Origin of the sequence: Streptomyces sp. NEAU-W12 (genome assembly GCF_026242095.1) — a bacterium.
In the GTDB taxonomy this organism is placed as follows: Bacteria; Actinomycetota; Actinomycetes; order Streptomycetales; family Streptomycetaceae; genus Streptomyces.
Window position 1 is genome coordinate 7,013 of the sequence record NZ_JAPJDM010000016.1, and the last position, 22,913, is coordinate 29,925.

A 22,913-nucleotide genomic window follows, 5' to 3' on the forward strand; every position below is an offset into this window, starting at 1 on the left:
GGACACCGGCCGGGCCGTTCCGCCCCGGTTGGGGTGAGTGCGGGCGGCCCGGGGCAACCCGCCGGGGGCGCCCGGCGTCGTTGAGCGTATGACGCACGACCTGGTCACCGCCCTCGGCCCGCTGCTCACCGCGGAGGCCTCCGCCGAGGCGTACGCGTCCGGCGCCGAACCCGCCGACCTGGAACAGACGGTCTGGCTGCGCCTGCTGGAACGCCTCGACGCGCACGACCCGCCGCGCGACCCACCGGGCTGGCTCCGCCGGACCGTCCGCACCGAGGCCCGCCGTACCCGCCGGGTGGCCCGGTACGAGGCGCCGTGGGCCGGCGACCCCGCCGGCACCGGCGAGGACGGCCCCGAACTCCTCGCCCTCGCCGCCGCCCGCCGTCACGCCCTGCGGGACGCGGTGCGCCGGCTGCCCGGCCGCTGTCCCCGGCTGCTGGAGGCGCTGCTGTCCCCGCACGACCCGACATACCGGGAAATCGCAGGGGAGTTGGGTATCTCACAAGGCAGCATGGGGCCGGAACGCTCGAGATGTCTGGGATGTCTGCGTCGTTTACTCGCGGCGGAGGTTGCGTCGGGGTGAGGACGGGGATAGGAGTGAGGGACCACAGGTGATCAGGTGAGCGGGAGGCGTGCGCACATGGGCATGAGCGTGACCATCTCTGCGGCGACGGGGCAGGACGCCGAGCAGATCTTCAGGTTGCAGTACCTGTGTTTCCAGAGGGAGGCAGCGCTGTACGGCAACTACCGCATCGCGCCGCTCGTCCAGAGCCTGGACTCGGTCCGCGAGGAGGTCGCCGACGACCTGGTCTTCGTCGCCCGGCTCGGCGACGAGATCGTCGGCTCGGTGCACGGCAGGAGCACCGAGGACGCCGCCGCGGCCATCGGCAAGCTCTGCGTCCACCCCCGCCTCCAGGGGCACGGCATCGGTGCCCGGCTCCTGCGCGCAGCCGAGTCCGCCCTCGCCGACGAGCGGGGTGCCAGGATGTTCCGCCTCCAGGCCGGCCACCGCAGCGAGAGCAACCTCCAGCTGTACAGCAAGGTCGGCTACCAGCGGGTCGGGACGTCCCGGGGCACGGACGGCGTACCGATGATCGTCCTGGAGAAGACGGCGGACTCGTACGCGGCCACCGCCTGACCGGGCGCGTGCCGGGGCCGCCGTCCGGTCGGGGCGCGGCCCCACCGTCCGCCCGGGAACGGCCGTCACACCGTGCGGGGGCGGGCCTTGCGCAGCCAGTACAGGGCGGTGAGGGGCAGCAGGACCGGGATGAACAGGTAGCCCATCCCGTAGTCCGACCACACGGTCGCGTCGGGGAAGGCGGAGGGGTCCGCCAGGGTCCAGGTACCGACCGTCAGGACGCCCACCAGTTCGGCCGCGCAGCACACCAGCGCCGCCCGGCGGGCCGTCTCCCCGCCGCGGACCAGGGTGTACGTGATGAATCCGTAGACCACTCCCGCGATCGCGGAGAGCGAGTAGGCGAGCGGCGCCCGGCCGAACTCGGTGGCGATCTGGTACGCGGAACGCGACACGGCGCCGACGACCATCACCCCGTACAGCCACACCAGCAGCAGTCCGGGCCCGCCGATCAGCCGCGTGCCGCCCGGTCCGCGCTCCGGTTCGTGTTCCGTCGCGGTCATCTCAGCCCTTCCAGATGTCATGGAGCCGCACCTCGAGCACGGCCAGCACGACACCGCTCGCGGCCACCGTGATCGAGCCCCACCGGGTGCGCTCGGCCAGCGACATGAAGCCCGCCGCCGGGACGCACGCGAACGAGCCCAGCAGATACGCCACGAAGACGACCGTCCCCTGCTCCGGCTCCTCACCCCGGGCCAGCAGCACGACCCCGACCACCAGCTGAACCAGCGTCAGCAGGGTGACCACGGCCATGCCGATGAAGTGCCAGTCCTTCGTCGGCTGGTCGCGGTAGGCGGCCCAGCCGCACCACGCGGCGAGCAGCAGCGCGGCGGCACCGGTCGCCGGCGTCAGGGCATCAAGCATGGCAGCGACCCTATTACGCCGTAATGGCCCCACCGTGCCCGGCCCCCACCCTCCCGTGCCCGGATGTGCGCCCGTGTGCGGTGGGGCCGGACACGGGCGCAGGGGCGGGGCCGGGGCGCCGTAGGGTCGATGGTGTGACCATTCATGCGCAAGCCCTCCTGTTCGACAACGACGGCACCCTCGTCTCCTCCCTCGAATCCGTGCAGCGCTGCTGGACCCGGTGGGCCGTCGAGTACGGGATCACGGCCGAGGAGTTCGGACGGATCGAGCTGCACGGCCGCCCGGCCGCCGAGATAGCCGCCGACCTCCTGCCCGCCCACGCCGTGCCCGAGGCCGTCGCGCGGATCGAGGACCTGGAGGTGGAGGACGTGCCGAACGGCGGGGCGATCCCGCTGCCGGGAACCCGGGACCTCCTCGGCGTGCTGCCGGCCGAACGCTGGGCCGTCGTCACCTCCGCGACCCGGCGGCTGGCCGAGGCCCGCCTCGCCGCCGCCGGCATCCTGCCCAAGACCCTCGTCGCCGCCGACGACATCACCCGGGGCAAGCCCGACCCCGAGCCCTACCTGCTGGCCGCCCGCACCCTCGGCGTGGAGCCCGCCCACTGCGTCGTCTTCGAGGACGCCCCCGCCGGGCTCCAGGCGGGCCGGGCGGCCGGGATGACGACCGTGGCCCTGGCCACAACCCACCGGGCCCACGAACTGACCGCCGATCTCGTGGTCGGGGACCTGTCGGCCCTGTCCGTACTGGTCACGGACGCCGGGGTGGAGATCACCGCACGCCCCTGACGTGCGGTCACGGCTGTCCACGGCCGTCCGGAATGTGGACAGCCGTGTCCGGTCAGGACCGAACATCTGGTTTACTGCTCGCATGACCACGACGAGCGACCACATCCCCGCAACCGAGGCGCGCGTGCCGCTCGGTGCCGGATGTATGTGTCCGCTCCGAATGCGCGCCTTCTAGAGGGCCCCCGCACCATCTGAGCCTCGCGCCCCGAAGCGAGAGCCGGTCCGCCCCCGCACGCGAGTCCCCCGTGTCCCGCGTGCGCGAGCGGACCCCGCCCCGCGCGCACACCTCCGAGCCGTTCCCCTCGCAGAGCCCGCGAGAGGCAGTGCCGCGTCCGGGCCGTTCCCGGCCCCCGCATGCTTCACCCCCGAACGACTCGTGCCCGGCACCCACGACGTGCCGCGCACTCGACAGTGACGGATACCCACGTGATCACCACCTCGGGCCTCACCAAGGTCTACCGCTCGCGCGGACGCGAGGTCACCGCCCTGGACGGCGTCGACCTGCACGTCCGCGAAGGCGAGGTCTACGGCGTCATCGGTCAGTCCGGCGCCGGAAAGTCCTCGCTCATCCGCTGCGTCAACCTGCTGGAGCGCCCCACCTCGGGCACCGTGACCGTCGCCGGGCAGGACCTCACCGCCCTGGCCGGACGCGGGCCACGGGCCGGCCGGGAACTGCGGCAGGCGCGCAGCCGTATCGGCATGGTCTTCCAGCACTTCAACCTGCTCTCCTCGCGCACCGTGCAGGACAACGTCGAACTGCCGCTGGAGATCCTCGGCCGGTCGGGCGGGGAACGTTCCCGCAAGGCGCTGGAACTGCTCGACCTGGTCGGCCTCGCCGACAAGGCCAAGGCCTACCCCGCCCAGCTCTCCGGCGGCCAGAAGCAGCGTGTCGGCATCGCCCGCGCCCTGGCCGGCGACCCCAAGGTGCTGCTGTCCGACGAGGCCACCAGCGCCCTCGACCCGGAAACCACCCGCTCCGTCCTGGCGCTGCTGCGCGACCTCAACCGCCATCTCGGCCTGACCGTCCTGCTCATCACGCACGAGATGGACGTCGTGAAGTCGATCTGCGACTCCGCCGCGCTGATGGAACACGGCCGCGTCGTCGAGTCCGGCACCGTCACCGAACTCCTGGCGACCCCCGGCTCCGAACTGGCCTCCGCGCTGTTCCCGGTCGCCGGCGAGGCCTCGGGCGACCACCGCACCGTCCTGGACATCACCTTCCAGGGCGAGAGCGCGACCCAGCCGGTCATCTCCCGGCTGTCCCGCACCTACAACATCGACATCTCGATCCTCGGCGCCGCCATCGACACCGTCGGCGGCCTCCGGGTGGGCAGGATGCGCATCGAACTCCCGGGCCGCTACGAGGACAACGTCGTACCGGTCGGCTTCCTGCGCGAACAGGGGCTGCACGTCGAGACCGCGGGCCGGGCGCGGCAGGCGCCACCGGGGCCGCGGGCGAGAGGGACGGCGCGGGTCTCCCCGGCGCCCGTGAAGGAGGAGTCCAAGTGACCTGGTCCCAGATGCGGCCACTGCTGGTGCAGGCATGTCAGGAGACGTTGGTCATGGTGGGCTGGTCCACCCTGATCGCGGTACTCGTCGGCCTGCCGATCGGCATCCTGCTCGTCCTGACCGACCGGGGCGGGCTGCTGCAGAACGCGCCCGTGAGCAAGGTCATCGGGCAGGTCGTGAACGTCGGCCGCTCGATGCCGTTCATCATCCTCATGGTCGCCCTGACGAGCCTCACCCGCTGGATCACCGGGACGTCCATCGGCAGCGAGGCCGCGATCGTGCCGCTCGCCATCAGCGGCATCCCCTTCTTCGCCCGCCTCGTCGAGACGGCCGTACGCGAGGTGGACCACGGGCTCGTCGAGGCCGTGCAGGCCATGGGCGGCAACACCTGGACGATCGTCCGCAAGGTCCTCGTCCCCGAGTCCCTGCCCTCGCTGATCGCCGCCGCCACCACCACGATCATCGCTCTCATCGGCTACTCGGCCATGGCAGGCGCCGTGGGCGGCGGCGGTCTCGGCGACTTCGCCGTCCGCTACGGCTACCAGCGCTTCGACAGCGAACTGATGTGGATCACCGTCGCGATCCTTGCCGTGGTCATCTCGGTCATCCAGTTCGCCGGCGACCTCGCGGCCCGCTCCCTGCACCGCCGCGGCCGCTCGGGTGCCGCGCCCGGGCTGCGGCTGCTCAGGGCCAAGGAGCCCGTGACGGCCGACACCGGCAGGACCGCATAACCCCTCCGCCCCCCGTACCCCCACTCCCCGCCGGATCCCCGTACCACCGAGGCGGGGCCGCACCACCCACCAGGAAAGGCACTTTTCGTGCGTAACACCGTCAAGACCGCTACCGCCGTCCTCGCCGCCGGAGCCCTGACCCTCGGTCTCTCCGCCTGCGGCTCGGACAGTGAGTCCGGCTCCGGCGCCTCCGGCCCGCTGATCGTCGCGGCGAGCCCCCTGCCGCACGCCGAGATCCTCACCTTCGTCAAGGACAACCTCGCCGAGGAGGCCGGCCTCGACCTCGAGGTCAAGGAGTTCACCGACTACGTCACGCCGAACACGGCGACGGAGGACGGCTCGGTCGGTGCGAACTTCTTCCAGACCCAGCCGTACCTCGACGACTTCAACAAGAAGAACGGCACGCACATCGTGCCCCTCGTCGACGTGCACCTGGAGCCGCTCGGCCTCTACTCGAACAAGGTGGGGAAGGCCGACGAGCTGAAGAACGGCGCGACCGTCGCCGTCCCGAACGACACCGTCAACGAGGGCCGCGCGCTCCAGTTGCTCGCCGCCAACGGCCTGATCACCCTCAAGGAGGGCGTCGGTACGGCGGCGACCCCCGCCGACGTCACCAAGAACCCGAAGAACCTCGAGTTCAAGGAGCTGGAGGCGGCCCAGACGCCGCGCTCCCTCGAGGACGTCGACGCCGCGGTGGTCAACGGGAACTACGCCATCGAGGCCGACCTCAAGCCCTCCGAGGACGCCCTCGTCCTGGAGTCCGTGAAGGACAACCCGAACATCAACCTCCTCGCCGTCAAGGAGGGCAACGAGGACGACCCGCGCGTGCAGCAGCTCGCCGAGCTCCTCACCTCCGACGAGGTCAGGAAGTTCATCGAGGACACGTACTCGGGCTCCGTCGTCCCCTCCTTCTGAACCGTCCCCCCCCACCCCGCGCACGGCGGTCACGGCGGTCCGTGCCGCGCCCGGCACCCGTTCGGCACTCTCGGGGTCCGCTCCGGTACACGGAGTGGACCCCCTGGTGCGGCCCGGTGCTTTCATGCTGCATGCTGGGCAGTTCAGCGGCATCTGACGGTCACGAAGGTTATGGAGCGGCGCATGACGAGCAGCACCTTCCCCAACATCTCCATCAGCACGGAGCGGTTGGTGCTGCGTCCCCTCGACGCGGACGACGTGCCCACCCTGACCGAGATGATGAACGACGAGCAGATCGCCGCCTGGACCGACGTGCCCCAGCCCTTCACCGAGCAGGCCGCCCGCACCTGGATCGCCGAGCACGCCCCCGCCGAACGCGCGGCCGGACGCGGACTGGACCTCGCCGTCACGGAGTTCCTCACCCATCGGCTGGTGGGCGTCATCCAGCTCACCAAGACCAACTGGCACATCCGGTCCACCGAACTCTCGTACATCGTCGCCCCCTGGGCGCGTGGCGAGGGCTACGCCTCCGAGGCCGCCACGGCCACGGCCCAGTGGCTCTTCGGCGACCAGAAGCTGGAACGCGTCGAGCTGCGCACCGCCGCCGACAACACCGCCTCGCAACAGGTCGCCCAGAAGATCGGCTGCATCAGCGAGGGCGTCCTGCGCAACGCCTGTATAGCCCACGTCCGGGGCGACGACGGCGCCTGGACGGACGTACGCACCGACTTCATCGTGTGGAGCCTGCTGCCGGAGGACCTCGAGGGCTCGGCCGAACACCTGTCCGATACCGGACAGTTCACCGCCTTCACCGACTGGAACTGACCCCCTCCCGGGGGGACGGCCGGCGGTAGGTCGCTTCGGTCGACAGCCTTACCAGGTACTCTCACCAAGCCTGCCCCCTCGCGGGCGGAGCGGCCGACCGCGCCCCGCACACCCAAGACGTTCCGCGCACACCAGGAGACTGACAACGATGGCCGACCGGGTCACGGTGATCGGCTGGGACGGTTCGCCGCTGACCGCAGCGGCCCGCGCCGCACTGGGCGCCGCCACTCTGGTGGCAGGCGCCGCGCACCACCTGGAACTTCCCGAGGTACCCGCCGGCGCCGAACGCATCCGGCTCGGCAGCGCAGCCCTGGCCGCCCGCCGGGTGGCGGGCCACCGCGGCACGGCGGTGGTCGTCGCGGACGGCGACCCCGGCTTCTTCGGCGTCGTGCGGACCCTGCGCGCACCCGAGTTCGGCCTGGAGGTCGAGGTCGTCCCCGCGGTCTCCTCCGTCGCCGCCGCCTTCGCCCGGGCCGGTATGCCCTGGGACGACGCACACGTGGTCGTCGCGCATCCCCGGACCCTGCGACGCGCGGTGAACGTGTGCCGGGCCCACACCAAGGTGGCGGTCCTCACCTCTCCCGGCGCAGGCCCCGCCGAGCTGGGCCTGCTCCTGGAGGGCGTCCACCGCACCTTCGTCATCTGCGAGGAACTCGGCACCACGCGCGAGCAGGTCAGCGTCGTCACCTCGGACAAGGCCGCCGACCACACCTGGCGGGACCCGAACGTCGTCATCGTCATCGGCGGCCAGGCCGCCGCCACCGCGTCCGGGGGCTGGATCGCCGGCCGCGACCCCGCCGCCGGCCCGCGCGGCTGGACGCTGCCGGCCGACGCCTACGGCGGCGACCTGGGCGAGGGGGAACGGGAGCCGCTGCGCGTCTCCCAGCTCGCCCGGCTCGGACCGGTCCCCGGCGACCTCGTGTGGGACATCGGCTGCGGAAGCGGAGCCTTCGCCACCGAGGCGGCGCGGGCCGGTGCCGCGGTCATCGCCGTCGACAGCGACCCGCGCGCCTGCGCGCGCACCGATTCCACCGCCCGTCGGTACGGCGTCCAGCTCCAGATCGTGCACGGCACCGCCCCGCAGGCACTGGAGGACCTCCCCGAACCGGACGTCGTCCGGGTCGGCGGCGGGGGAGCGCCCGTGGTCCTGGCGGTCGCCGACCGCCGCCCGCAGCGCATCGTCACGCACGCCGCCACCCGCGACGCCGCCGAACGGATCGGCCGGGAGTTGTCCGAGCACGGCTACCGGGTCGAGTGCGCCCTTCTGCAGTCCGTCGAACTCGACACCAGAGCCTGGACGGAGACCAAGCGGAGCGTAGCGTTCCTGCTCAGCGGCGTGTTGCCGACGCGTGCCCCCTGACCGCGAGGCCCTGTTCCGACGCCGTCCCCGCGATCGGATCGTCGTACCGCTCGCGGTAGGCTGGCCGATTGTTGTACCGCAACTCGGACGCCCGCCGACCCGTCGGCCGATGTCCTGAAAGCACGCTCGTTTTGACGCGTGTGTGGTACGGCACAACCCAAGGACGCGCAACGTGGCGCAGTCCACAGCGGAACCGTCGCGGATCAAGCTGACGCGGCGGTCGTACGGCAGCGAGAATGCCTGTGAGTGGCTTTGTCGTCATTCTGGGGCAGGCTGTTCGTGCCGCTGGGGACGCACGCTCGTTCTTCAGTGTGGGGCGGTCGGGTGCGCCGTTCCGGGTGAGCTGGTCGTAGGAGCACTAACCGATGGGCGAGGGGTACGCATGACCGACACCGGCCGGGTCCCGGGCGAGGGACAGCCGGAGAACGCAGGCATGGTGGAGCAGCCGGGCGTCCCCGCGCCCGACTCGTACACCTACCTCTCCGAGAGTTCCGCCGAGGACGAAGACCTGCTGCTGCCCGGCGCCCAGGGTGCCTGGGGCAACGAGATCGCACCACCCGCGCCGGAGCCGGTCGTCGAGACCGTGCACGAGCCGGGGCCGCACGAGACGGGCGGCCGGGACACAGGCTCGGTCGACCTCGGCGGTGTCCGGCTGCCCGAACCCGGGCAGCCGCAGGCGCCCGGTCCCGCGGTCACGCACGAGTCGCAGGCACCGGCCGCGCCACGCCGTCCACTGCACCTCGGCCCGCCCATCCCCAGCACCACCGCCGGCCCGGTCCGCTCCCTCGCCGACCGCGGCCCGGCCGACGTGCCGGTACGCCAGGTCGGCCCGCCGACCGTCGGCCCCGAGTACCTCGACGTGCCGCGCACCCGGGAGACGGCCCCGCAGCCGGCACAGCCCTGGGGCGCCCGTGCCACGGTGGGCGCGACCGTCCGAACGGAAACGGTTGCTCCGCCTCAGCAGTCCATGGGCGCAGCCCAGGCCCTGGTCGCACGTGTCGCGACGGAGGCGGGAGCCGGTCAGCCGCAGAACCCGCCCCAGCCCGCCGTGGCCGCGGCGGACCTGCAGAGCTCCGCGGTGGGCCCCGAGGGCTCCTCCGTACCGACGGCCGAGGCGACCGGGTCCGATTCCGGTCCGGGCACAGGCCCGGGTTCGGGTGCGGATCCGGCGGCCGGTGGGATCGCCGGGCCGCCCGAGGACCCCGGACACGAAGCCGGACCTGCCGCGGACGCCGTACCGTCCCTCGTCCCGGACGCGGGTCGGAGTGCCGAGACGGTTCCCGCGCCGACTGCCGGGGCGCAGGAGCAGGAGCAGGAGCAGGAGCCCGAAGAGGTGCAGGCTCCCGAGGCGGACGCCGCCCCCGTGCTCGGCACGGCACCGGAGGCCCCGGCCCGGGAGGCCGTGGCCGCCCCGGTGCCGGAGGGCGTCACCGCCACCGGGGGGTCCGATCCCGCCTCCGTCGCGGCCCACGAGCCCCAGGGCCCGTTCACCGGCCCGGCAGACCCGCAGGCAGCCCCCGCTGTCGCCCTGAGCGACGGCGACGCCGAGGCCCCCGCTCCCGCCGCACCGGACGCCCTCTCCGAATCGGGGGCCCCCGCGGAACCGGACGCCCTCGCCGAACCGGAGGCCCCTGCCGACGAGGCACAGGCGCCCGAAGCCGCGGTCTTTCGGACGCCCGAGCACGCCGAGGCACCGGAGCCCGTCGTCCCAGCCCCGGAAGCAGCGACGACCCCCGACACGGAGCCGGCCCTCGACACGGAGCCGGCCCCCGACACGGAGCCGGCCCTCGACACGGAGCCGGCCCCCGAAACGGGGTCCGTTCCCGTCGCTGCGGCCGAGCCCGTGGCCGAGGAAGCGAGCGGCCAGTACGTCTTGGCAGAGCATCCGGTCCAGGGGCCCCAGCAGACCCCGGCCGCCCCCTCTGCCCCGCCCGCCCAGGAGGCGTGGACGCCGCTTCCCGTGCCGCCCGCCCCGTCGGGTACCGAAGCCCCGGCCACCGACCCGGCCGTCCCCGCCGCGCCCGTGCCCCCTCCCGACGGCACCGCCACGCCGCTTCCCGGCAGTGTTCCCCCGGCGGTGGTGCCGGATCGGACCCCGAAGGAGTCCGATCCCGTCGAAGGAGTCGTGCCCGCCGTCCCGCATCTCGCGCCGACCCCGCCGCAGCCCCTGAACCTCCCCACCGAGGAACAGCCGGAACAGCCCGGACCCGAGGCCACCGGTCCGGTCCCCGCGCCGCCCCGGGCCGGCACCGGCGACGTTCCCGCGGCTCCCGCCCCGGAACCGGCCGCCGAACCGCCGGCCCAGCAGGGACTCGCCGAGAACACGCCGGCCGAGCACCCGCCCGCGGAGACCGAACCGACCCAGCCCGTACTCGCTCAGGACCCCGACGACCTCGCCACCCGGGGCGCCGGAGCGCCGGACGCCGCGCCGCCCGCCGGCCCCGCCGCCCCCGGCTACGACGATGCCGAGCGCGCGGCCGTGCAGAAGGTCATGCGGGAGCGACGGGACATCCGTAACGGCTTCCGTGACGACCCCATCCCGCACGAGGTCCTGCTCCGCGTCCTGGAGGCCGCCCACACGGCGCCCTCCGTGGGCCACTCGCAGCCCTGGGACTTCGTCGTCATCCGCTCCGCCGAAACCCGGCGCAGCATGCACGAACTGGCCGAGCGCCAGCGCGACGCCTACGCGCAGTCGCTGCCCAAGGGCCGGGCGAAGCAGTTCAAGGAACTGAAGATCGAGGCCATCCTCGACACCCCGGTGAACATCGTCGTCACCGCCGACCCGACCCGTGGCGGCCGGCACACCCTGGGCCGGCACACCCAGCCGCAGATGGCGCCGTACTCCTCCGCCCTGGCGGTCCAGAACCTGTGGCTCGCCGCGCGCGCCGAGGGCCTCGGGGTCGGCTGGGTCAGCTTCTTCGACGAGCGTGAGATGGTCCGCTCGCTGGGCCTGCCCGAGCACCTCGAAGTGGTCGCCTACCTGTGCGTGGGCTACGTCGACGAGTTCCCGGCCGAGCCCGAGCTGATGCAGGCCGGCTGGTCCAAGCGCCGCCCGCTGTCGTGGGTCGTGCACGAGGAGACGTACGGCAGGCGCGTGCTGCCCGGCGAGGAGCCGCACGACCTGCTCGCCGAGACCGTCGCGCAGATCCGCCCGCTGGACGCCAAGGCGCTCGGCGAGGCCTGGGAGCGGCAGAAGCGGATGACCAAGCCGGCCGGGGCGCTCGGCATGCTGGAGATCATCTCCGCGCAGCTGTCCGGACTGTCCCGCCAGTGCCCGCCCCCCATCCCGGAGCCCGCGGCCGTCGCGGTCTTCGCGGGCGACCACGGTGTCCACGCCCAGGGCGTCACCCCGTGGCCGCAGGAGGTCACCGCCCAGATGGTGGCCAACTTCCTCGGCGGCGGAGCGGTCTGCAACGCCTTCGCCACCCAGGTGGGCGCCGAGGTCTGCGTGGTCGACGTCGGCGTGGCCTCCGACCTTCCGGCCACCCCGGGGCTGCTGCCGCGCAAGGTCCGCGCCGGCACCTCCGACATGACCGCCGGCCCCGCGATGACCCGCGAGGAGGTCAAGCAGGCCATCGAGGTGGGCATCGAGACCGCCCGCGACCTGGTCGCCGCCGGCAACAAGGCGCTGCTCACCGGTGAGATGGGCATCGCGAACACCACCGCGTCCGCCGCCCTGATCTCCGTCTTCACCGGCGTGGACCCCGGAGAGGTCACCGGCCGGGGCACCGGCATCAACGACGAGACCCTGGCTCGCAAGACCGACGTCGTGCGCCGCGCCCTCGAACTCCACCAGCCGGACCCGGCCGACCCCGTCGGTGTCCTCGCCGCCGTCGGCGGGTTCGAGCACGCGGCCATGGTGGGCCTGCTCCTCGGCGGCGCGTCCCTGCGTACCCCGGTGATCCTGGACGGTGTCAGCGCCGGGGCCGCGGCCCTGGTGGCCCGTGCCATCGCCCCCGAGGTACTGGCCGCCTGCATCGCGGGACACCGCAGTGCCGAGCCCGGCCACGTGGCGGCCCTCAACAAGCTGGGGCTGCGCCCGCTGGTCGACCTCGACCTGCGCCTGGGCGAGGGCACGGGCGCGCTGCTCGCCCTGCCGATGGTGCAGAGCACCGCGCGCGCCATGCACGAGGTGGCGACGTTCGACTCGGCCGGCGTCACCGAGAAGTAGAAGCAGGAGCAGAAGGAGCAGGTACCCCGGAGCGGGGTGGGGCGCGGCGGCGGGTGTTCCGTCGCGGTCGTCCCACCCTCCGCCGTACGCTGATCCCGCAACCGCACATCCACACACCGCACGTCAGGGCCGCTCCAGTGTCGTAGCGCCCCTCGCACGCCCGCCTGTACGAGGAGCCGCAGCCTCATGGCCGAACACCCCGCCTATCCCGTGGGCCTCCGCCTCACCGGCCGTCGAGTCGTGGTGCTCGGCGGCGGCCAGGTCGCCCAGCGCCGGCTGCCCGCCCTCATAGCGGCCGGCGGGGACATCGTCCTGATCTCACCCGAGGCGACACCTTCCGTGGAGGGGATGGCGGACGCCGGTGAGATCACCTGGAAACGGCGCCGCTACACCGAGGGCGACCTCGCGGACGCCTGGTACGCGCTGATCGCCACCAGCGACGGCGAGGCCAATGCCATCGCCTCCGCCGAGGCCGAACACCACCGCGTCTGGTGCGTCCGCTCCGACGACGCGGACCGGGCCACGGCCTGGACCCCGGCCACCGGGCACAGCGAGGGAGTCACGGTCGCCGTCCTCACCACGAACGCCAGGGGCCGCGACCCCCGCCACACCGCCGCGATCCGCGACGCCGTGGTCGAGGGCCTGCGCGACGGCACACTCGTCGCCCCGCACCACCGCACCCGCACCCCGGGAGTCGCCCTCGTCGGCGGAGGCCCCGGCGACCCGGACCTGATCACCGTGCGCGGACGCCGGCTGCTCGCCGAGGCGGACGTCGTCATCGCCGACCGGCTCGGCCCGCGCGACCTGCTGGCCGAACTCCCGCCGCACGTCGAGGTGATCGACGCGGCGAAGATCCCGTACGGCCGGTTCATGGCGCAGGAGGCCATCAACGACGCGCTGATCGAGCACGCCCGGCAGGGCAAGTCGGTCGTCCGGCTCAAGGGCGGCGACCCGTACGTCTTCGGCCGCGGCATGGAGGAACTCCAGGCGCTCGCCGAGGCGGGCATCCCGTGCACCGTGGTCCCCGGTATCTCCAGCTCCGTCTCGGTCCCGGGCGCCGCCGGGATTCCGGTCACCCACCGCGGCGTGGCCCACGAGTTCACCGTGGTCAGCGGCCACGTCGCGCCCGACGACGAGCGTTCCCTGGTCGACTGGCCGTCCCTGGCGAAGCTGACCGGCACCCTGGTGGTACTCATGGGCGTCGACAAGATCGGCCGGATCGCCGAGACCCTCGTGGCGCACGGCAGGTCCCCGGACACCCCGGTCGCCCTCGTCCAGGAGGGCACCACGGCCGCCCAGCGCCGCGTCGACGCCACCCTCGCCACGGTCGCCGAGACCGTCCGCGCCGAGGAGGTCAAGCCGCCGGCGGTCATCGTCATCGGCGAGGTCGTGCACGTCGGCCCCCCGGCCGCGCGGGCTGCGGAACCTCCGCAGCCCTCTCAGCCCGCGCAGTCCTCGTAAGCCCGCGCAGTCCTCGCGGACCCGGGCGACGTACCCGACAACAACCCCCGGTGACGCGGCCGGACCCGGCCGTCGGCACCACACCACCCAGGACGAGGCAGTATCACCCCGTGGCCGATCTCATCACCGTCGAGGACCCCGACGACCCGCGCCTGCACGACTACACGGGCCTGACCGACGTGGAGCTGCGCCGCACACGCGAACCCGCCGAGGGCCTGTTCATCGCCGAGGGCGAGAAGGTCATCCGACGCGCCAGGGACGCGGGCTACGAGATGCGCTCCATGCTGCTCTCGGCCAAGTGGGTCGACGTCATGCGCGACGTCATCGACGAACTCCCCGCGCCGGTCTACGCCGTGAGCCCGGAACTCGCCGAACGGGTCACCGGCTACCACGTGCACCGCGGCGCGCTCGCCTCCATGCAGCGCACCCCCCTGCCCACGGCGGCCGAACTGCTGCACACCGCCCGCCGGGTGGTGATCATGGAGTCGGTCAACGACCACACCAACACCGGAGCCATCTTCCGCTCGGCGGCGGCCCTCGGCATGGACGCGGTCCTGCTCTCCCCGGACTGCGCCGACCCGCTCTACCGCCGCAGCGTCAAGGTCTCCATGGGCGCGGTCTTCTCCGTGCCGTACGCCAGGCTGGACAGCTGGCCCAGGGGTCTGGAACCGGTCCGTGAGGCGGGCTTCACGCTCCTGGCCCTGACCCCCGACGAGAAGGCCCGCAGCCTCGAGGAGGTCGCCCCGCACCGGATGGACAGGGTCGCCCTCATGCTGGGCGCGGAGGGCGCCGGGCTGACCGCCCGGGCCCTGGCCGCCGCCGACGAACGGGTCCGCATCCCGATGTCCCACGGCGTCGACTCGCTCAACGTGGGCGCGGCGGCCGCGGTCGCCTTCTACGCGGCGGCGACGGGCCGGCCGACGGCACAGGACGCGGTGAGCCCACCGGCGCCGTGAGCACACCGAGGCTGCTGCCGGGGCGCGGCGCGGGCACGGACCACGGGCGGGCACCCGGGCAGGAGGCCGGGCGGTGACTCGTGCGGCGTCGGCGGTCCCGAGCCGGCCGGCGTCCTGCTCCAGCGGCCGGTAGCCGTTTCGTCCCCGCGGTCGTCGCCGAGGCCGCGGACCGGCCTTCCGGTCAGCCCTGGATCAGGGCGATACCGGCCGCGACCACCAGGGTCACCACGACGAACACGAACAGTCGCTGCGCGAGCAGCCGCGGATTGGCCGGCCGCAGGCCGGTGCCCCTCGTCCGGGGTCCGGGACGACGGGAGCCGGTACCCGACCGCGTCGAGTTCCGTGACCCCGATGCGGACCGGGAACCGGACGTCGACCGCGACCCGGACGCGGACCGGGAACCCGATGTCGACCGCGACCCGGACGCGGACCGGGAACCCGATGTCGACCGCGACCCGGACCGGGACGGCCTGCCGCCGCGCGAGGCACTGCCGCCGCGCGCCGAGCCGCCCCCGCGCGACGACGGCACGCTCCGGTCACCGCGCCGCAGCGGCGCTCCGCCCCCGGCCGGACCCGTACCGCCACCCGGGGGCGCGCCGTGCGGCGGGGGAGTGGCCTGCCCCTCGGACGCGCCCTGCTGCCCCGTCGCGCGGCGCTGCGCACGGTCCGGATGGGTGCCGGCCAGACGCCCGGCCCCCCGCTCGGACTCCGCGCCGCGCGGAGCCGGCGGACGTACGTCGGTGAATCCCTGCCCCTCCCGCGTGGCGATCTCCTTGAGCCGCAGCGACAGCTGGAGCGTGCTGGGCCGCTCCTCGGGGTCCTTCGCGAGGCACGCGCGCACGAGCGGCGCCAACGCGTCGGGGACCTCATGGAGATGAGCCTCCTCGTGCACCACGCGGTACAGCATCACCTCCGAACTGCCGTGCCCGAAGGGCGAGTCGCCCATCGACGCGTACGCCAGCGTGGCACCCAGCGAGAACACGTCCGTGGCCGGCGTGACGGCCGCGCCCCGCACCTGCTCCGGCGCGAGGAAACCGGGTGAGCCGACCGCCGTGCCGACGTGGGTGAGCGTCGAGGCGCCGGTGGCCCAGGCGATGCCGAAGTCGATGATCCGCGGTCCCTTCGGGGACAGCAGGATGTTGGACGGTTTCAGATCCCGGTGCACGACCCCGGCCTCGTGCACGGCCACCAGCCCTTCCGACAGGGCCGCGCCGACCGCGGCGACCTCGGCCGCGCCGAGCGGCCCCCCGTCGGCGACCCGGTCGTGCAGCGACGGGCCGGGAACGTACTGGGTGGCGAACCACGGCCGGTCCGCGTCGAGGTCGGCGGCCACCAGCCGGGCCGTGCACCCGCCACGGATGCGGCGCGCCGCGGACACCTCCCGCGCGAACCGCGAACGGAACTCCTGGTCCTCCGCCAGATCGGGCCGGATGACCTTCAGTGCGACGCGCTGCCCCTTCTTGTCGGAGCCGAGATAGACGACGCCCATCCCGCCCGCGCCGAGCCGTCGGTGAAGCCTGAAAGAGCCGACGACGCGCGGGTCCTCGCGCCTCAGGCGCATCATCGCCATGTTCATCCCCGCTGCCCGGTCCTGTGACGTGCCACAGCTTACGTTTCCCCGGACGCCCTTGCGCAGAGGCCGCGCCCTCTCGCAGCGACGGATTGTCAGTGGTGGGTGGGAGACTCGAAGAGTGGTCGGGGGACGTGCGGACAGGCCGGGTCCGCAGGTCATGCTGGCCCCAACCACTCGACACCGAAGGGTGATTGATCAAATGAAGGGTGACCGGGTGGAGATAGTCGTGGACGCGGGGGACACGACGCGCACGTACGAGGTGGTGGCGAGCAGGGCGGGCCGCAGAGTGGAGACAGCGGTGCGCCGGGGCGTGGTCGAAGTGAGTGAAGTCACGCGTACGGGAACGGCGGTGCGCACGGCCAGGTTCATGGCGAACCGGGTCCTCGCGCTGGTCGAGCACCCGGTGCCGCGGGTGGTCGACTCGGAGACGTGAGCGACGAGAAGGGGCGGACCGGACGCCCCCTCGGGGATGTCCCTGACGCGGAGGGGCCCGTCTCCACCCAGGGGAGTACGCCGCAGGTCACGGCTCATCCTCCGGGAGGCCCGGGAATCGGTACGAGGGCATGACGTCCGGGAAGTGCCGGGCACCTAGATTTGGGGTCAAGCGGTGGGTGCGGTACTCGTCCCCCGAGGTCACACGCCCGCCGCTGCCGAAGGTTCGCACACGGCACCCGAGGCGCCGCGACAACGAGAAACGGTCAGGAGAGGGCTCATGGCCCACACGGCATCGCGGACAGTCGTCCGCACACGGGCACACAAGGCGGGGGCCGCCATGTTCCGCCCGAGCCGCGAGGGCCGTCGCCACCCCGTGGTGGCGACACTGATGGCTCTTCCCCTGGCGGTCCTGCTCCTCCTCGTCTTCGACGGGTGGGAGACAGTGGCCACACAGGCGTCGTCCGTGGGAGAGATGCTGGGGCGCTGAGCGGCGACCCCAGGCCCGGAAGAGCGGTCCGGGCGGGGACATCCACCCATGAAACCCCGTGGGGACGGGGGTGCGGCGGACGGCAGGAATGCCGGCGCAGCTGGGGAGCTGCGCCGGCATCTTTCTGCGCCTGAACCGGTGCGTTCCTTCGCGGAGGCGGCCGCCGGCCGCGGGGGCCCCGACACGTGGCCGCGGTGCCCGCGGGGGTGTTGCGGCGGACGGTGTCCGTTCCGAGCCGCGCGGCCGTCACCGCCCACCGGTGCCTCGTCACTGCGGGCAGCCGCCTCTCCCCCCGGCGCCCCGGCCAACGCCGGTCACGCCCCCGCGTACCCTCTCCCCAGGCCGCACCCAGGGAGTCCCGTGACAGCCACCACCTTCCTGCCCGAACTCACCGCCCGGGCCGAAGGCGTCGCCCATACCCGCACCCCCACCTGCTCCTGCGGAGCCGGCGGCATCCTCGCCGACCGCCCCGACGGCACCGTCGTCCGGCACGCGGACACCGTCGCGAAGGCCCACGCACCGGACGCCGACGCCGCCGGGCTGATCCGGCGGCTCGCCCTCGCCTCCCACCTCCCGGACGTGTTCCTGCCCCCGCTCGGTCCGGCACCGGCCGACCTGCACGGCAGGCTCGTGACCTTCTGGCCGTACGGCATCCCGGTCGACCCGGACGATCCCGACGCCGCCCCCTGGGAAGCCGTCGGTACGCTGCTCGCCCTGCTGCACCGCGCACCCGTCCCCGAGTCGGCGCCGGTCATGCGCGGCCCCCGCAAGGCGGCCCGTGCCGTCGCCGGGCTCCACGCGATCGGCCCCCACCCGGCCGTGGCCCCCGTACTGGCCGCCTGGGCGACCCTGCCGGGCTGGGCGCGCGCCGAGGCGCCCATGCCGCGGCCGGCCGCCCTGTGCCACGGCGACCTCCACCTCGGCCAGCTCGTACGGGTCCCCGGAGGGGCCTGGCGGCTGATCGACGTCGACGACCTGGGAGTGGGCACTCCGGCCTGGGATCTCGGGCGCCCCGCCGCCTGGTTCGCCTGCGGGCTGCTGGAGCCGCAGGAATGGGGGCGGTTCCTCGACGCCTACCGGGCCGCCGGCGGGCCCGCGCTCGACGCCGCCGGCGATCCCTGGGCCGTCCTGGACGTCCCGGCCCGCGCCCTCACCGTGCAGACCGCCGCGCGGACGGTCACCAAGGCGGTGGCGGACGGGCGGCCCCTGGACGAGGTGGACCACGCCCTGGTCGACGCCTGCCGGCGAATAGCCGCGGTCTTGGCCGAATCGGCGCACGAATCGTCGACGTAGGGTGCAACCGACCGCAGTGGGACGGAGTCTGTCCTGGAGATACCTGAACCAGGTCCGACCGGCGAGGAGTTGAACCGATCATGCAGTGTCCGAAGTGTCGTGCGCCGATGCACACCTACAACCGCAACGGTGTCCAGATCGAGCAGTGCAGCGGCTGCCGAGGCATCTTCCTCGACTACGGCGAGCTGGAGTCGCTGACCCGGCTGGAGTCGCAGTGGTCCCAGCAGGCCGCACCGCCGCCTCCCGCGGCCCCGCAGGCGTACCCGGCGGCACCCCAGCCCGCGTGGGGCGCCCCGCACGGCGGTCACCACGGGGGCCACCACTACGGCCACCACCGGAACAAGGGCTTCGGCCGCATGCTCTTCTCGTCCTGAGCGGGCCCTGGCACGACGACGGAACCCCCGACCGCCTGAGCGGCCGGGGGTTCCGGGCGATGTGGACGATACTGGGATTGAACCAGTGACCTCTTCCGTGTCAGGGAAGCGCTCTCCCGCTGAGCTAATCGTCCTCGAGGCCACGATCACTCCGAGGAGCGGATCATGGGCGGTGCGTGCGCGATACTGGGATTGAACCAGTGACCTCTTCCGTGTCAGGGAAGCGCTCTCCCGCTGAGCTAATCGCGCGGGGGATCCGAAGATCCAGTGGACGATACTGGGATTGAACCAGTGACCTCTTCCGTGTCAGGGAAGCGCTCTCCCGCTGAGCTAATCGTCCGTGGAGGTGGAGACGGGATTTGAACCCGTGTAGACGGCTTTGCAGGCCGTTGCCTCGCCTCTCGGCCACTCCACCAGGAGTGCAGGGGCCCGGGAGGCCCCCGATCCTTCGAGCGGACGACGAGGTTCGAACTCGCGACCTCAACCTTGGCAAGGTTGCGCTCTACCAACTGAGCTACGTCCGCCTGTCGGTCCGGCCCGCTTGCGCGTTCCGGCGACGTGGTGAACTCTAGCGGATTCCGGGGCCAGCACAAAAACCCGTTTGTGCAGCGTGCTGCGCTGCGCCTGCTCACGGACGCGGCCGGGCCACCTCGACGACCCCCGCCATAGACTCGACGGCGTGCTCGATCTGACACCTCTCGCCCGCTTCGGCAACCGCGTCGCCACCGGCCTCCTCGATGTCACCGACGACCCGGCCGCCCTGGAGTCGCACGGATTCTGGGCCGTCTGCGCGGACTTCGAGGGCCGTCTGACCTGCGCGCGCTTCCGCGACGTACGCGAGCAGCAGGTGCCCGTGCCGGTTCCGGGCGGCTGGCGCGGGCCGGTCGCCGGTGACTGGACGTCCTCCCTGGACCATGCCGCGTACGTGGCCGGCGTGCGGCGCGTCCGCGAGCACATAGCCGCCGGCGAGGTGTACCAGGCCAACCTCTGCCGTGTACTCTCCGCCCCCGTTCCGGCCGACGCCGACGTGGACGCCCTCACCGCCCTGCTGGCCCGCGGCAACCCGGCACCGTACGCAGGAACGATCCGCCTGCCGGGGCACGGTGTCGAGATCGCCACCGCCTCACCCGAGCTCTTCCTGAGCCGCCGGGGGCGCGTCGTCGAGTCCGGGCCGATCAAGGGAACCGGACGCACCGAGGCCGACCTCCTCGAGAAGGACTACGCCGAGAACGTGATGATCGTCGACCTGGTCCGCAACGACCTCGGCCAGGTCTGCGCCACCGGCAGCGTCACCGTGCCCGACCTGTGTGCCGTCGAGAAGCATCCGGGGCTGGTGCACCTGGTGTCGGCGGTACGGGGTGAACTGCGCTCCGGGGCCGGCTGGCCCGAGCTGTTCGCCGCCGCGTTCCCGCCCGGATCCGTCACCGGCGCGCCCAAGTCGAGCGCCCTGCGCATCATCGACGCCCTGGAGCCGGTCCCCCGGGGCCCGTACTGCGGGGGCATCGGCTGGGTCGACGCCGACCAGGGCACCGGTGGCCTCGCGGTGGGCATCCGTACCTTCTGGATCGACCGGGAGCCGGACGGCGGCGCCCGGCTCCGGTTCGGTACCGGCGCCGGCATCACCTGGGGTTCCGACCCGGAGGGGGAATGGCGGGAGACCGAGCTGAAGGCGTCCCGGCTGCTCGCGGTAGCGTCGGGCGGGTACGAGGCGAGTGAAGGGACCCTGAGGTGAAGATCTGGCTCGACGGTGGGCTGCAGGACACCGAGTCCGCCCGCGTCTCCGTCTTCGACCACGGACTGACCGTGGGCGACGGCATCTTCGAGACGGTGAAGGCCGTGAACGGCAGGCCGTTCGCGCTGACCCGGCATCTCGACCGGCTGGCCCGCTCGGCCCGGGGCCTCGGCCTGCCCGAACCCGACCTCGACGAGGTCCGCCGTGCCTGCGCGGCCGTTCTCGAGGCCGACCCGGTGCCGCTCGGCCGGCTGCGCATCACCGTCACCGGCGGCCACGGGCCCCTCGGGTCCGACCGCGGCGAGCACGGACCGACCCTCGTCGTCGCCCTGGGCGACACGGCCCGCCGCCCCGACTCCACCGCCGTGATCACCGTCCCGTGGACCCGCAACGAACGCGGCGCGCTCACCGGCCTGAAGACCACCTCCTACGCCGAGAACGTCGTCGCCCTCGCCCGCGCCCGCGAACAGGGCGCCTCCGAGGCGCTGTTCGGCAACACCGTCGGCCGGCTCTGCGAGGGCACGGGATCCAACGTCTTCGTCGTCCTGGACGGCGAGATCCACACCCCGCCGGTCGCCTCCGGCTGCCTCGCGGGCATCACCCGGGCGCTGGCCGTCGAGTGGACCGGTGCCGCCGAGACCGATCTGCCGCTGGACGTCCTCCAGCGGGCCGACGAGATCTTCCTCACCTCCACCCTGCGCGACGTGCAGGCCGTGCACCGCGTCGACGCCCGTGAGCTGCCCGGTGCCCCGGGCCCGGTGACGGCCAAGGCCATGCGGATCTTCGACGAGCACGCGGCGGCCGACCTCGACCCGTGAGGAGGCAGGGGCCCGGGCACGGGACCGGTGCGTGCCATGTGGCTGATCCGAGCGGCCGCACGGGTAGAACACCCGTGATGACCACGACCCTGCGGCCGACCGAGCCGCTCCAGCAGAATTCCGACGGTACGCGCTCCCGCCACTACCAGGTGTGCGTCAACAGCCGTCCCGTCGGACGCGTACACATCGGTACGCATCCCGTCTTCGGCGACGCCGTGGCCCGGATCACGAGCCTGCGGATCGAGGAGCCGGACCGCGGACGCGGCCGGGGCACGGTGGCCGCGCTCGCCGCCGAGGAGATCGCGCGCGGCTGGGGGTGCCGCCGCATCGAGGCGACGGTCCCCGCCGAAGGGGCGGGGGCGGCCGGGCCCGCGTTCCGCCTGGCCACGGCCCTCGGCTACGTCGTGCGCAACCACACCATGGAGAAGGCGCTGGGGGACGCTCCGCCCGCTCTGCCCGAGGGCAGCCGCGGACGGCCGATGAGTGACGCCGAGTACGGTCCGTGGGCGGCCGCGAGCGAGGCGGAGTACGCGCGAAGCTGGACCGAACGCGGTGTGCCGGAGGCCGAGGCGCGAGCCAAGGCGGCCAAGGACCACGCCACCCTGCTGCCCGACGGACGGGACTCGGAGGGCATGATCCTCAGCGTCCTCGAACAGGAGGGCACCCCCGTGGGCACCCTGTGGCTCTCGGTACGCGCGGAACGGGCCTTCGTGTTCGACGTCGAGGTCGGCGCCGCGCACCGCGGCCGGGGGCACGGACGCTCCCTCATGCTGCTCGCCGAGACGCAGTCGATCGCCGCGGGGAAACGCGTCGTCGGGCTCAACGTCTTCGCGGGCAACACCCCGGCGGAGCGGCTCTACGCCTCACTCGGCTACGGGACGACGCAGTACACGATGTACAAGCACCTGCTGTAGGGACCGGGCAAAGGAACCCCCCGGTCAGCCGTCCTGTTCGGCGAGGAGCCGGTCCGCGATCCCCTCGACGCGCTCGCGCAGGCCCTCCTGGCTCTTGCCGCCGTCGAGACGCTCGCCGCCGACGACATAGGTCGGGGTGCCGGTCACCCCGATCGCCCTGCCCTCGGCCTGGTCGGCGTCCACGATCAGGATGTGCCGGCCGTCGATCAGCGCGGTGTCGAACTCCTCGGCGTCCAGACCGAGTTCCCGGGCCACCTCGACCAGGAAGGATTCGCCCCCGCGGTCCAGCTCCGCGACCCGCCCCAGCACGGCCTCGGCATAGGCCCAGCCCCGCCCCTGCTCGGCCGCCTCCTCGAAGGCCTGGGCGGCGGCGAAGGCGTGCTTGTGCTTCTCCAGCGGGAAGTGCCGCAGCCGCAGCTCCAGGCGGTCGCCGTACCGGGCGCGCAGGGCGCGGAGGTCGTCGAGGGCGTCACGGCAGTCCGAGCACTGCAGCTCGCACCACACGTCGAGCACGGGGGCGGCACGGCCGGGAGAGGAGTCACTCATGACCGACAGTCTTCCAGCCCCGCCCCGCG

At 73.2% G+C, this 22,913-nt stretch carries 21 protein-coding genes, 5 tRNA genes and 1 pseudogene; 18 read left to right on the forward strand and 9 right to left on the reverse strand.

Translation table 11 applies throughout. From position 1 onward, the window contains the following. Positions 1 to 88 precede the first annotated feature (88 nt). Complete coding sequence (locus tag ORI94_RS20715) at positions 89 to 583, forward strand: RNA polymerase sigma factor (RefSeq protein ID WP_266077745.1); 495 nt, start codon at positions 89 to 91, stop codon at positions 581 to 583. Between the two features lie 57 nt (positions 584 to 640). Then, positions 641 to 1,138, forward strand: a complete 498-nt coding sequence (locus ORI94_RS20720) for a GNAT family N-acetyltransferase (RefSeq protein ID WP_266078178.1) — start codon at positions 641 to 643, stop codon at positions 1,136 to 1,138. A 65-nt stretch (positions 1,139 to 1,203) separates the two neighbouring features. Here the strand turns inward: ORI94_RS20720 and ORI94_RS20725 are convergent, their stop codons facing one another. Beyond that, positions 1,204 to 1,638, reverse strand: a complete 435-nt coding sequence (locus ORI94_RS20725; protein ID WP_266077747.1) for a hypothetical protein — start codon at positions 1,636 to 1,638, stop codon at positions 1,204 to 1,206. A gap of 1 nt (position 1,639) precedes the next feature. Beyond that, positions 1,640 to 1,999 (reverse strand): hypothetical protein, encoded by a 360-nt coding sequence (locus ORI94_RS20730; protein ID WP_266077749.1) that lies wholly within the window; start codon positions 1,997 to 1,999, stop codon positions 1,640 to 1,642. Between the two features lie 134 nt (positions 2,000 to 2,133). Here ORI94_RS20730 and ORI94_RS20735 point away from each other — a divergent pair, with 134 nt between their 5' ends. The 9 genes from ORI94_RS20735 to ORI94_RS20775 all read left to right on the forward strand — a co-directional run bounded on the left by ORI94_RS20735 (position 2,134) and on the right by ORI94_RS20775 (position 14,712). Beyond that, positions 2,134 to 2,784 carry an HAD-IA family hydrolase gene (locus tag ORI94_RS20735; RefSeq protein WP_266077751.1) on the forward strand — a complete coding sequence of 217 codons (651 nt, stop codon included), beginning with the start codon at positions 2,134 to 2,136 and terminating at the stop codon, positions 2,782 to 2,784. Positions 2,785 to 3,210: 426 nt separating this feature from the next. After that, positions 3,211 to 4,293: a methionine ABC transporter ATP-binding protein gene (locus tag ORI94_RS20740; protein ID WP_266077753.1), complete on the forward strand. Its 1,083-nt coding sequence runs from the start codon at positions 3,211 to 3,213 to the stop codon at positions 4,291 to 4,293. Then, on the forward strand, positions 4,290 to 5,024 hold the full coding sequence (locus ORI94_RS20745) for a methionine ABC transporter permease (protein WP_266077755.1): 735 nt from the start codon (positions 4,290 to 4,292) through the stop codon (positions 5,022 to 5,024). The genes ORI94_RS20740 and ORI94_RS20745 overlap by 4 nt, the downstream gene beginning before the upstream one ends. A gap of 87 nt (positions 5,025 to 5,111) precedes the next feature. After that, on the forward strand, positions 5,112 to 5,939 hold the full coding sequence (locus tag ORI94_RS20750) for a MetQ/NlpA family ABC transporter substrate-binding protein (protein ID WP_266077757.1): 828 nt from the start codon (positions 5,112 to 5,114) through the stop codon (positions 5,937 to 5,939). A gap of 183 nt (positions 5,940 to 6,122) precedes the next feature. Further along, positions 6,123 to 6,764: a GNAT family N-acetyltransferase gene (locus ORI94_RS20755; protein WP_266077759.1), complete on the forward strand. Its 642-nt coding sequence runs from the start codon at positions 6,123 to 6,125 to the stop codon at positions 6,762 to 6,764. 148 nt (positions 6,765 to 6,912) lie between these two features. Next, complete coding sequence (gene cbiE, locus ORI94_RS20760; RefSeq protein WP_266077761.1) at positions 6,913 to 8,124, forward strand: precorrin-6y C5,15-methyltransferase (decarboxylating) subunit CbiE; 1,212 nt, start codon at positions 6,913 to 6,915, stop codon at positions 8,122 to 8,124. A 382-nt stretch (positions 8,125 to 8,506) separates the two neighbouring features. Further along, complete coding sequence (cobT, locus tag ORI94_RS20765; RefSeq protein ID WP_266077763.1) at positions 8,507 to 12,295, forward strand: nicotinate-nucleotide--dimethylbenzimidazole phosphoribosyltransferase; 3,789 nt, start codon at positions 8,507 to 8,509, stop codon at positions 12,293 to 12,295. A 186-nt stretch (positions 12,296 to 12,481) separates the two neighbouring features. Next, the gene (cobA, locus tag ORI94_RS20770) at positions 12,482 to 13,756 is read left to right on the forward strand and encodes a uroporphyrinogen-III C-methyltransferase (protein ID WP_266077765.1); all 1,275 of its coding nucleotides are present in this window, start codon (positions 12,482 to 12,484) and stop codon (positions 13,754 to 13,756) included. 110 nt (positions 13,757 to 13,866) lie between these two features. Further along, on the forward strand, positions 13,867 to 14,712 hold the full coding sequence (locus tag ORI94_RS20775) for a TrmH family RNA methyltransferase (RefSeq protein ID WP_266077767.1): 846 nt from the start codon (positions 13,867 to 13,869) through the stop codon (positions 14,710 to 14,712). A 187-nt stretch (positions 14,713 to 14,899) separates the two neighbouring features. On the opposite strand, the pseudogene ORI94_RS20780 reads toward ORI94_RS20775, so the two are convergent. Then, positions 14,900 to 16,288: pseudogene (locus ORI94_RS20780) on the reverse strand (serine/threonine-protein kinase); the annotation flags it as partial. Between the two features lie 196 nt (positions 16,289 to 16,484). On the opposite strand from ORI94_RS20780, the gene ORI94_RS20785 reads away from it, so the two are divergent. The 4 genes from ORI94_RS20785 (at position 16,485) to ORI94_RS20800 (ending at position 18,874) form a co-directional block, all read left to right on the forward strand. After that, positions 16,485 to 16,718 (forward strand): hypothetical protein, encoded by a 234-nt coding sequence (locus ORI94_RS20785; protein WP_266077769.1) that lies wholly within the window; start codon positions 16,485 to 16,487, stop codon positions 16,716 to 16,718. Positions 16,719 to 16,997: 279 nt separating this feature from the next. Further along, a complete protein-coding gene (locus ORI94_RS20790; RefSeq protein WP_042174944.1) occupies positions 16,998 to 17,207 on the forward strand; it encodes a hypothetical protein in 210 nt (69 codons plus the stop codon). A gap of 360 nt (positions 17,208 to 17,567) precedes the next feature. Further along, on the forward strand, positions 17,568 to 18,500 hold the full coding sequence (locus tag ORI94_RS20795) for an aminoglycoside phosphotransferase family protein (RefSeq protein ID WP_266077773.1): 933 nt from the start codon (positions 17,568 to 17,570) through the stop codon (positions 18,498 to 18,500). Between the two features lie 80 nt (positions 18,501 to 18,580). After that, positions 18,581 to 18,874, forward strand: coding sequence for a zf-TFIIB domain-containing protein (locus ORI94_RS20800; protein WP_079034912.1), 294 nt, complete (start codon positions 18,581 to 18,583; stop codon positions 18,872 to 18,874). A gap of 62 nt (positions 18,875 to 18,936) precedes the next feature. Here ORI94_RS20800 and ORI94_RS20805 read toward each other — a convergent pair. The 5 genes from ORI94_RS20805 to ORI94_RS20825 form a co-directional block, all read right to left on the reverse strand. Continuing rightward, positions 18,937 to 19,008, reverse strand: a tRNA-Val gene (locus tag ORI94_RS20805). A gap of 43 nt (positions 19,009 to 19,051) precedes the next feature. Then, positions 19,052 to 19,123: transfer RNA gene (locus ORI94_RS20810), tRNA-Val, on the reverse strand. A gap of 19 nt (positions 19,124 to 19,142) precedes the next feature. Beyond that, positions 19,143 to 19,214: transfer RNA gene (locus ORI94_RS20815), tRNA-Val, on the reverse strand. Position 19,215: 1 nt separating this feature from the next. Continuing rightward, positions 19,216 to 19,289, reverse strand: a tRNA-Cys gene (locus tag ORI94_RS20820). A 36-nt stretch (positions 19,290 to 19,325) separates the two neighbouring features. After that, positions 19,326 to 19,398, reverse strand: a tRNA-Gly gene (locus ORI94_RS20825). A gap of 155 nt (positions 19,399 to 19,553) precedes the next feature. Between ORI94_RS20825 and ORI94_RS20830 the strand changes: the two genes are divergently transcribed. From ORI94_RS20830 to ORI94_RS20840, 3 genes are all read left to right on the forward strand, one after another. Further along, a complete protein-coding gene (locus ORI94_RS20830) occupies positions 19,554 to 20,606 on the forward strand; it encodes a chorismate-binding protein (protein WP_266077778.1) in 1,053 nt (350 codons plus the stop codon). Next, entirely contained in the window at positions 20,603 to 21,424 is an 822-nt protein-coding gene (locus tag ORI94_RS20835) for an aminotransferase class IV (protein ID WP_266077781.1), read from the forward strand. Before ORI94_RS20830 ends, ORI94_RS20835 begins: the two co-directional genes overlap by 4 nt. A 77-nt stretch (positions 21,425 to 21,501) precedes the next feature. Beyond that, on the forward strand, positions 21,502 to 22,338 hold the full coding sequence (locus ORI94_RS20840) for a GNAT family N-acetyltransferase (protein ID WP_266077783.1): 837 nt from the start codon (positions 21,502 to 21,504) through the stop codon (positions 22,336 to 22,338). Between the two features lie 24 nt (positions 22,339 to 22,362). On the opposite strand, the gene ORI94_RS20845 is transcribed toward ORI94_RS20840, so the two are convergent. Then, positions 22,363 to 22,884, reverse strand: a complete 522-nt coding sequence (locus tag ORI94_RS20845) for a DsbA family protein (RefSeq protein WP_266077785.1) — start codon at positions 22,882 to 22,884, stop codon at positions 22,363 to 22,365. Positions 22,885 to 22,913: the final 29 nt, after the last annotated feature.